Origin of the sequence: Nocardioides sp. 616 (genome assembly GCF_002930065.1) — a bacterium.
Classification (GTDB): domain Bacteria; phylum Actinomycetota; class Actinomycetes; order Propionibacteriales; family Nocardioidaceae; genus Nocardioides; species Nocardioides houyundeii.
In genome coordinates, this window is sequence record NZ_POAG01000019.1 from 385,291 (window position 1) to 393,198 (window position 7,908).

Below are 7,908 nucleotides of genomic sequence, written 5' to 3' on the forward strand. Positions count from 1 at the left end.
GTTCCTTCCGAGATCAGAGCAGCCGGTCCTGGTAGACCCGCAAAACCTCCCTGTCGCCATGGACACTAAATGGACTCCTTACCGCTGAACAGAGGCAGACAAGGATGAATCGCAAAGAAAATTGCGCCGTGGTGCGCAACCCGATCCACTCCGGATGCGTCCTGGGGTGACAGGAGCCTCGAGGGCACACGAGTACGAAGGGACCCACCCATGAACCTGCACCCCACCGTCCTGCTCACCGCGCCAGGCGTCGCTGCCCTGCTCGCGGTGGGGATGCTCACCCCGGCGCACGCCGCCACGGCCAGCTTCGTGGACGGGGACGACCGTCCGATGAAGGCCGACATCCTCGAGGTCAGGGTGGCGCACAACGCCGACCGGATCCGGGTACGGATCAGCTTCGACGACCTGGTCCGGTCCGGGCTGGAGCGGTCTCAGGGCGTCTCGATCTTCTTCGACACCGACGAGGGCGACGCGGGTCCCGAGTACCGCCTCGGCGGCGGGCTCAACAGCGGCACCGACTACCTGCTGGCCGCCGTCGAGGGGTGGAACGACGACGGGGCCCCGGTGGAGAGCTGCGACTACCTCGGGCGGATCAACTGGCGTCGGGACACCGTGACCTACCTGGTCGACCCGCCGTGCTTCGGCGACGTCCCCGCGGTGCGGGTCGCGGTGAAGGCGGGGGAGTCGAGGCGTCGGGGCGTCGAGCGCAACGACTGGCTGCTGGGTCGCAGGGTGCTCACCGATCCCGTGGCGCGAGGCTGAGTCGCCTCAGGTGATGACGACGCCGACCACCCAGGTGGCGGCGGCCAGCGCTGCCGCCAGCAGCTCGATGACCATGCTCAGGCCCACTGCCTTGAGCGCGTGCACGGTCGAGGCCCAGGCACCGGACCCGAGGCGTCGGTGCTCGGCCAGGAACACTCCCAGCACGAACCCGAGGAAGAGCCCCACCACCGGCACCACGAAGAAGCCCGCGGCACCCAGCGCCGCCCCGAGCCACAGGGAGCTGTTAGGGACCCCGGCGACCTTCAGACGCCTGCCGGGCACGGTGAACTTGACCACCGCGCCGACGACCAGGAACGCGAGGGCGACGCCAGCCACCAGCCAGGCCGGGGTGGTGCCGACCGCGACGCCCCACGTGACGATCGCCGCCAGCATGAGCGCGGTGCCGGGCAGCACGGGCACGATGATGCCCACCATGCCGACCGCGAGCGCCAGGCCGACGAGGAGATCGAGAGTGGTCACTGCGTCACCCTAGTGGCCGGACAGATGAAGACGGCCCCGGACGATGTCCGGGGCCGTCGATCACGTCTGGATGCCGTCAGTGCTGCGGCTCCGGGTTGGAACCGGGCGTGTTCACGAGCTTGTGGGTCTCGTCGACCACGGTCGCGGCGACCTCGCGGAGCTTGTCGCCGTGCTCGCGGGCGTGGTGGGCGCAGAAGAGCAGCTCGCCGCCGCTCTGGAGCTCGACACGCAGGTAGGCCTGGGCACCGCAGCGGTCGCATCGATCGGCCGCCGTGAGGGCGGCTTTGGGGGCAAGTGCAGTAGTCACTTCGGCCTCGTTTCTCTCCATCGGTGTCTGGCCCAACGTACCTGCCGGGGAAAAGATTCCCCGCTGCTGGTGACCTCCTATCCAACCACGGACCTCCTTACCCCACTCTCCGATTCCTCAACCCTCGAGAACTCGGTGGCGGAGACCGTGGCGTCCTGGCTCACGCTAGAGCAGGGATCACTCGAGCGCTTGCAGGCGTGCCTTGTCAGGTCCACGGTGTGTCGCGGGTAGATTCGGGTCTCGTGGCAGCCCCGACCGACACCTCCTACAACGCAGCTCACCTCCTGGTCCTCGAAGGCCTCGAGGCAGTGCGCAAGCGGCCCGGCATGTACATCGGGTCCACCGACACCCGCGGCCTGATGCACTGCCTGTGGGAGCTCATCGACAACGGGGTGGACGAGGCGCTCGCCGGCGCCGCACACCGTGTCGAGGTGACGCTGCACGCCGACGACTCGGTGGAGGTCATCGACGACGGTCGCGGCATCCCCACCGACAAGGAGCCCAAGACCGGGCTCCCGGGGGTCGAGGTGGTCGCCACCAAGCTGCACGCCGGAGGGAAGTTCGGCGGCGGGTCCTACGTCGCCACCGGTGGGCTGCACGGTGTGGGCCTCTCGGTCGTCAACGCGCTGTCCGCGCGGATGGACATCGACGTCGACCGGGCGCCCACCCAGCAGGGACTGAGCTTCCAGCGCGGGGCTCCGGGAGTCTTCGAAGGCGAGGGGCCTCAGGCCGGGTTCACCCCCAGGTCGGGCCTGACCCGCAAGGGCCGACGGGTGGCGAAGGGCCGCACCGGCACCACCGTGCGCTTCTGGCCGGACCGACAGATCTTCACCCGCGACGCCACCTTCGTGTTCGAGGACTTGGTGACCAGGGCCCGCCAGACCTCCTACATCGTGCCGGGGCTGGAGCTGGTCATCCGCGACATGCGCGGCGACCAGCCCGTGGAGGAGAAGTTCCGCCACGACGGGGGCATCTCGGAGTTCGCGGAGTTCCTGTCGGTGGGGGAGCCCGTCACCGACGTGCTGCGGCTCCAGGGGTCCGAGACCTTCAAGGAGACCGTGCCCCTGCTCGACGACAAGGGGCACATGACTCCGCAGGAGGTGACGCGCGAGCTCGGCGTCGACGTCGCCCTCCGCTGGACCATGGGGTACGACACCGAGGTCCGGTCCTACGTGAACGTGATCGCCACCCCCAAGGGCGGGACGCACGTGAGCGGGTTCGAGCAGGCGGTCACCAAGACGTTCAACGACGTGATGAGGGCGACCAAGGCGCTCAAGGTCGGCGACCAGGACGTCATCAAGGACGACGTGCTCGAGGGGCTCACCGCGGTCGTCACCGTGCGTCTGGCCGAGCCGCAGTTCGAGGGCCAGACCAAGGAGATCCTCGGGACCCCGGCCGCCCGCGCGATCGTGCGCAAGGTGGTCGCCTCCGAGCTCAAGGCGTTCCTCACCTCCACCAAGCGGGGCGAGAAGTCCCAGGCCAAGCTGGTCATGGACAAGGTGGTGGGCGCCTCCAAGACGAGGATCGCGGCACGGCAGCACAAGGAGACCCAGCGCCGCAAGAACGCCCTGGAGTCCTCCGCCCTGCCTGCGAAGCTGGCGGACTGCCGCTCTGGCGACAACGAGCGCACCGAGCTGTTCATCGTCGAGGGGGACTCCGCGCTGGGCACCGCCAAGATGGCGCGTGACTCCGAGTACCAGGCCCTGCTGCCCATCCGCGGCAAGATCCTCAACGTCCAGAAGGCCTCGGTCACGGACATGCTCAAGAACACCGAGTGTGCGGCGATCATCCAGGTCGTCGGCGCCGGGTCGGGCCGGAGCTTCGACCTAGAGGCGCGCCGCTACGGTCGCATCATCTTCATGGCGGACGCCGACTCCGACGGCGCGCACATCCGCTGCCTGCTGGCCACCCTGTTCTTCAAGTACATGCCCGATCTGCTGACCGCGGGCCGGGTCTACACCGCGGTCCCGCCCCTGCACCGGATCGAGCTCACCAACCCGCGCAAGGGCATGGACAAGTACGTCTACACCTACTCCGACGACGAGCTGCACCGTCGACTGGCCGAGCTGAAGAAGAAGAACCTCGGCTACAAGGACCCGCCGCAGCGCTACAAGGGTCTCGGCGAGATGGACGCCGAGCAGCTGCAGGAGACGACGATGGACCCCCGACACCGCACCCTGCGGCGCCTGACGGTCGACGACGCCGCGATCGCTGCGGACGTCTTCGAGCTGCTGATGGGCTCCGACGTCGCCCCGCGCAAGGAGTTCATCGTGCAGGGCGCCTACGAGGTCGACATGGGGACCCTGGACGCCTGAGTCGTGCCCCGCCGCCTCACGGCACGGGCGTCATGAGCCCCGAGTCGACGTCGTACACGAAGCCGCCCACCTTGATGGAGGCGGGGATGAGCGGGTGGGACCGCACCTTCTGCACGTCCTCGCGCAGTCGCGTCAGCTGGTCGTCGATGACGCCGAAGGTCTGCCACGAGGCGTCGACCCCGGCCGCGGCGCCGATCTTCTCGCGCAGCTCTGCCTCGGAGTGCATCGTCATGGCGCACCTGGTGTGCGGGACGACCAGCACCCGCTCGACGCCGAGCAGGTGGGCACCCAGCACCAGGGCCTCGAGGGCCTGAGGGGTGACCCGACCGCCGGGGTTGCGGAAGATCTTGGCGTCACCGTGGCGCAGGCCGAGCATCGCCAACGGGTCGATGCGCGAGTCCATGCAGGTCACTATCGCGACGCCGGCGTGAGCCTTGCCGTCGAAGCCACCCAGGTCGAAGTTCGCGGCGAACGCGCGGTTCGCCTCCATCAGGTCGTCGAAGTCAGCCACGGGAAGAACCTAACCCAGTGCTTTCGGCGACAGGCACCGAGGTCGCACCCCGGAACAGGACCAGCGCCAGGACGCCGGCGAGCAGGGCGCAGCCGGCGGCGCCGAGGAACACGGTCTGCTCCTGCGCGATTCCCGCCTGCTTGAGCAGCAACGTGAACTCCGCGCACCTCGACCTGCCGTCGCAGACCTCCCGGACGCCGGGGATGTCAGCCTGCTCGGCGTAGTAGCGGCGGAGGCCGAGGGTGGTGAGCGCGGAGATCCCCACCAGCATGCCGACCATCCGGGAGACCACCACCAACGCGCTGGTCAGGCCGTGCACCGAGGCGTCGGTGAAGGCGAGGACGGCCGCGTTGACCGGGGCCAGCGCCAGCCCGAAGCCGAGGCCGCCTAGGACCAGGGGCACAGTCGCGCTCCAGCTCTCCAACGCGGTGATGTCCCACCGGGACATCAGGAGGAAGGAGGCGGCCGCCAGCGCCATCCCGGACGCGGTGGTGCGCCCGGGACCCCAGCTGCGCGTCAGGTAGCCGCCCAGGACCGCCCCCACCGGCAGGGCGACCAGGAACCGGACCAGGACCAGTGCGGCGGACAGCTGGGAGTCGCCGTAGATGGTGGTGCGGGCGAAGAGCGGGATGTCGATCAGGGCCGCGATCAGCGCGGCACCGACGAAGAAGCTCACCACCAAGGAGCCCCAAGCCGGCGTACGGCGCAGGGTTCCGGCGGGCACCAGGGGCGCGGGGGAACGGCGCAGGTGCACGACGAGGCAGACCGCGGCGACCGCGGCGCCGAGCAGGTACCAGGCCCCCTGTGCGGAGAACACCTCCAGCCGGGGGTCGGCGGTCGCGAAGGCCAGGATGATCCCGCCCAGGGCGACCCCCAGGAGCGCGGACCCGAGGAGGTCGGCCTCCCGCATGGCGCCACCCCAGGAACGTACGTCGACCAGCGGGTGGGCGGCGGTCAGCAGCCGGACGACCAGTCCGGCGGCGGCCGCCAGGGTGACCGCTCCCACAGGGGTCAGCCAGCGTCCGTCGCCGACGAACGGCACGAACATCTCGCCCCATCTCAGTTCCCGCATGATGGGCCCGGGCCGGACGAACACCAGCGCGCCGGCCACCAGCGTCAGTGCCACCAAGGCCAGTCCGACGAGGTCCCGGCGGCCCCGGGGAGGCTCACCTGGGTCAGCCCCTGGCGGGCGAGGCTCCTGACCCGGTCCGGGACGGCGCAGCGCCAGGGCCCGGATCGCGGCGGCGAGCACCAGCCCGACGATCAGGTTGACCGCGAAGATGGCCCGCCAGTCGGCGACGGCGAGCACGACGGCGCCGAACAGCGGGCCGAGGACCGACCCCACCTCCTGGACGGCCGAGACGATGCCCAACGGGACCCCACGTCGGTTGGCGGGGTAGAGGTCCGCCACCAGCGCCAGGGTGGCTGGCACCAGCCCACCGCCCCCGACGCCCTGCAGGAAGCGTCCGCTCACCATCGAGGGCAGGTCGTAGGCCAGGGCGGTGACCAGGGAGCCGAGGGCGAAGAGGACCAGTGAGAAGACCAGGACGGGGACGCGGCCCCGCAGGTCGGCGATCCGGCCGATCAGGGGGAGCATGGCGACGTAGCCGAGGAGGAAGCCGGAGACGATGGGCGCCGCCCGCTGGAGCTGGTCCAGCGGGATGCCGGCGCTGCCCATCATGTCCGGCAGGGCCAGCACCACCACGTAGGTGTCCGCCGCGGCGAAGGCGACGGCACCGGCGGCCAGCCCCAGCAGCATCCGGGGGGCGTTGCCCAGCGCGGGCGTCACGGTGCGGTGATCGTCTTCTCGGTGTCGTAGTCGCGGATGTCGACCTTGTAGGTCATCTCCGGACTGTCGGCGTAGAAGACCCCGGTCAGGGTGGCCTCGCGCAGCTCGCCGTCCTCGTTGATCAGGTAGGCGGCGTCGAAGACGTCCCCCGCGCTGCTCGGGATCACGTTCTTCATCACCTCTCCGTCGATGGTCCCGGTGTAGGAGGTGAGCACCTCCCGGTTGTCCACGCCGCCGCGCTCGGTGTCCCCGGCCTCGGCGGAGTCGGTGGCGGTCAGCAGCGTGGCGAACCCGTGGTCGGCACTGATCAGGAGGCTGGGGTCCGGCGCGCCGTACTCGGCCGGGTCCACGTCGGACCAGCCGGGGGTCAGTGGGATGCGGGCCCACACCGTGCCGTCCACCGCCACCACCGGGACCTCGAACTCGTTGCCCGAGAGCCGGACCTTCAGGGCCCCGTCGAAGGCGGGGGCGGAGGTGGCCGTGCCGACGGCGCTGGTGATGCCGGTGACGCCGTCGGGCAGGTCTTCGGTGGTGAGACTCAACGTCACCCCGGAGGTCTCGTCGAGGCGCTCGGCTGCGCCGTCGAGCGCCTCCGAGACCTCCTCGGGCGAGGCGTCCGAGCCCTCGTCGGAGCTGCAGGAGCCCAGCACCAGCGCCAGGCCCAGCAGGGGCGGCAGGGCGAGCACGCGCGCTCGGGAACGGATGTGGAGGACCGGGGTTCGAGACATCGCGTCAGCCTGTCACATCGGACGCAACGCCCAGCTGACGGGCGACCGGGGGCGCGCAGGCGACGATCGGCTGGGAGCCGGGCACGCCCGAGCCGTCCCGGCGGCCGTCGGCCTCCGGCAGCTCCACCGGAGCCCCGCTGGCGGCTGCCGCCCGAGCCGGCGCGGTGCCCGCCCACGCGAACACCAGGGAGTCCTCACCCTTGAGGAAGCGGTGGCACCGGACCCCGCCGGTGGCGCGGCCCTTGGCCGGGTACTCGCTGAACGGCGCGACCTTGACGGCGCCGGGCTCGGTGCCCGGCAGCGCGGTGGAGGACCCGGAGGCCGTCACCACCACGGCGTCGGCAGGGTCCAGGGCGCCGAACCACACCACGCGATCGCGTCCTGCCAGCCGGACTCCGGCGATGCCGCCCCCGGAGCGGCCCTGCGGCCGGACCGCGTCGGCCCCGAAGTGCAGCAGCTGGGCCTCAGCGGTGATGAAGCACAGCTCCTCGTTGCCGGTCGCCAGCTCGACGGCACCGACCACCTCGTCGCCGTCCTTAAGGCCGATCACCTCCCAGTCCTCGCGCGAGAGCACCTCGGGGGTGACGCGCTTGACGATGCCCTGCCGGGTGCCCAGCGCCAGCCCCGGGCCTGCGGTGCCCAGCGAGCTCAGGCACAGCGCCCGCTCGCCGGGCTCCAGGGAGAGGATCTCGCTCAGCGGCAGCCCACCCTGCAGGTTCGGGTCGTTGGCGCCGGCCGGCAGCTCGGGCATGTCGAGCACCTGGACCTTCAGCAGCCGACCGCGGGAGGTCACCACCCCGATCTCGGCGCGAGCCGTGGTGCGCACCGCCGAGACGACGACGTCGTGGTTGGCGCGCCCCCCGCCCTCGCCCGGGGCCTCGTCGGTGGAGGTGCGCGCCAGCAGACCGTTGGCGGACATGAAGGCGAAGCACGGCGCGTCCGCCACCTCCAGCGAGGCGGAGCCGACGGCCGTCACCGTGGTGCCGGCCGAGGCCAGCAGCACGGTCCGGCGGGGG

The 7,908-nt window shown here is 70.9% G+C and carries 8 protein-coding genes; 2 read left to right on the forward strand and 6 right to left on the reverse strand.

Annotated features, from left to right (window positions below):
• Nucleotides 1-210: 210 nt before the first annotated feature.
• Complete coding sequence (locus tag C5H89_RS13055; protein ID WP_104107417.1) at nt 211-762, forward strand: hypothetical protein; 552 nt, start codon at nt 211-213, stop codon at nt 760-762.
• Between the two features lie 6 nt (nt 763-768).
• Here the strand turns inward: C5H89_RS13055 and C5H89_RS13060 are convergent, their stop codons facing one another.
• Complete coding sequence (locus C5H89_RS13060; protein ID WP_199286856.1) at nt 769-1,242, reverse strand: DUF456 domain-containing protein; 474 nt, start codon at nt 1,240-1,242, stop codon at nt 769-771.
• Between the two features lie 76 nt (nt 1,243-1,318).
• Nucleotides 1,319-1,570 (reverse strand): hypothetical protein, encoded by a 252-nt coding sequence (locus C5H89_RS13065; RefSeq protein WP_205305012.1) that lies wholly within the window; start codon nt 1,568-1,570, stop codon nt 1,319-1,321.
• A 305-nt stretch (nt 1,571-1,875) separates the two neighbouring features.
• Here C5H89_RS13065 and C5H89_RS13070 point away from each other — a divergent pair, with 305 nt between their 5' ends.
• Entirely contained in the window at nt 1,876-3,864 is a 1,989-nt protein-coding gene (locus tag C5H89_RS13070) for a DNA topoisomerase IV subunit B (protein ID WP_240181861.1), read from the forward strand.
• A gap of 16 nt (nt 3,865-3,880) precedes the next feature.
• Here the strand turns inward: C5H89_RS13070 and C5H89_RS13075 are convergent, their stop codons facing one another.
• The 4 genes from C5H89_RS13075 to C5H89_RS13090 all read right to left on the reverse strand — a co-directional run.
• Nucleotides 3,881-4,375, reverse strand: a complete 495-nt coding sequence (locus C5H89_RS13075) for a carbonic anhydrase (protein ID WP_240181848.1) — start codon at nt 4,373-4,375, stop codon at nt 3,881-3,883.
• On the reverse strand, nt 4,368-6,164 hold the full coding sequence (locus C5H89_RS13080) for an MFS transporter (protein ID WP_345840644.1): 1,797 nt from the start codon (nt 6,162-6,164) through the stop codon (nt 4,368-4,370). Before C5H89_RS13080 ends, C5H89_RS13075 begins: the two co-directional genes overlap by 8 nt.
• A complete protein-coding gene (locus C5H89_RS13085) occupies nt 6,161-6,892 on the reverse strand; it encodes an LppX_LprAFG lipoprotein (RefSeq protein WP_104107420.1) in 732 nt (243 codons plus the stop codon). Before C5H89_RS13085 ends, C5H89_RS13080 begins: the two co-directional genes overlap by 4 nt.
• 4 nt (nt 6,893-6,896) lie before the next feature.
• The coding region (locus tag C5H89_RS13090) for a DNA gyrase C-terminal beta-propeller domain-containing protein (protein WP_275887120.1) at nt 6,897-7,908 on the reverse strand (1,012 nt) is incomplete at its 5' end.